Below are 1029 nucleotides of genomic sequence, written 5' to 3'. Positions count from 1 at the left end.
AACTGGAAAGCGAAGTTCGGCGGGATGACGGTCTCCGAAGCGCAGCGCCTGAAGGAACTGGAGCAGGAGAACAACAAGCTCAAGCGCCTGTTGGCCGAATCAATGCTCGACAACGCCGCGCTGAAGGACCTGCTGGCCCGAAAGTAGCAAGCCCGCAGGCCAAGCGCGAAGCGGTCCGAATCTTGATGACCGAACGCGCCATGGGTGTTACCCGGGCCTGCGGGCTGGTAGGGATTTCGCGCTCGCTGTTCCACTACGAATCACGCCGCCGAGTTGACGACGAAGCGCTGACTGGCCGGATGATGGCCATCGCGGCGCAGAAGCGCCGCTACGGTTATCGCCGGATTCACGTGTTGTTGCAGCGGGATGGCTGCTTCGCCAACCACAAGCGCATCTGGCGCCTGTACAGCAAGGCGGGACTGAGCGTGCGCAAGCGGCGACGCAAGCGTATCGCGGCTGTCGAGCGCACACCGCTGCCGTTACCAACAGGCCCGAATCAGAGCTGGTCGATGGACTTCGTTTCTGACGGGCTGGCCTATGGTCGGCGGTTTCGATGCCTGAACGTGGTTGACGACTACACGCGCGAGTGCTTGGTCATCGAGGTCGATACATCGCTGCCGGGCTTACGAGTGCAGCAAGTGCTCGAGCGGCTCAAGGAGATGCGAGGCTTACCCGCATCCATCACGGTCGACAACGGGCCGGAGTTCGCTGGTAAGGTGCTGGATGCATGGGCCTACGAAGCCGGTGTCACGCTGTCGTTCATTCGGCCTGGCAGGCCGGTGGAGAATGCCTATATCGAGAGCTTCAACGGGCGGTTCCGCGATGAATGCCTGAACGAGCACTGGTTCGTCTCGATGCGCCACGCCAAGCGGCTGATTGAGGAATGGCGTATCGAGTACAACACCGAACGGCCTCATAGTTCGCTCGGCTATCTGACGCCAGTGCAGTTCGCTCGGGCGCACGATGCAAAGCAGCAGTTTTTAACCTCGGACTCTAACTGCAGTTCGGACTAAAACCGGGGGCAGGTCA

Annotated in this window: 2 protein-coding genes; both read left to right on the top strand. The window is 60.9% G+C overall.

Annotation, left to right across the window (positions count from 1 at the left end):
• Positions 1 to 147 (top strand): transposase (locus DIE08_RS36795; RefSeq protein WP_185715950.1); only part of this gene is annotated, 147 nt, incomplete at its 5' end.
• Positions 99 to 1013: an IS3 family transposase gene (locus tag DIE08_RS35245; RefSeq protein ID WP_409360427.1), complete on the top strand. Its 915-nt coding sequence runs from the start codon at positions 99 to 101 to the stop codon at positions 1011 to 1013. The genes DIE08_RS36795 and DIE08_RS35245, both read left to right, overlap by 49 nt.
• The last annotated feature ends 16 nt before the right edge of the window (positions 1014 to 1029 follow it).

Source organism: Burkholderia sp. Bp9004, from assembly GCF_003858025.1.
Taxonomy (GTDB): Bacteria; Pseudomonadota; Gammaproteobacteria; order Burkholderiales; family Burkholderiaceae; genus Burkholderia; species Burkholderia diffusa.
The sequence above is the reverse complement of the archived record's forward strand: the minus strand, read 5'-3'. Positions and strand labels throughout refer to the sequence as shown.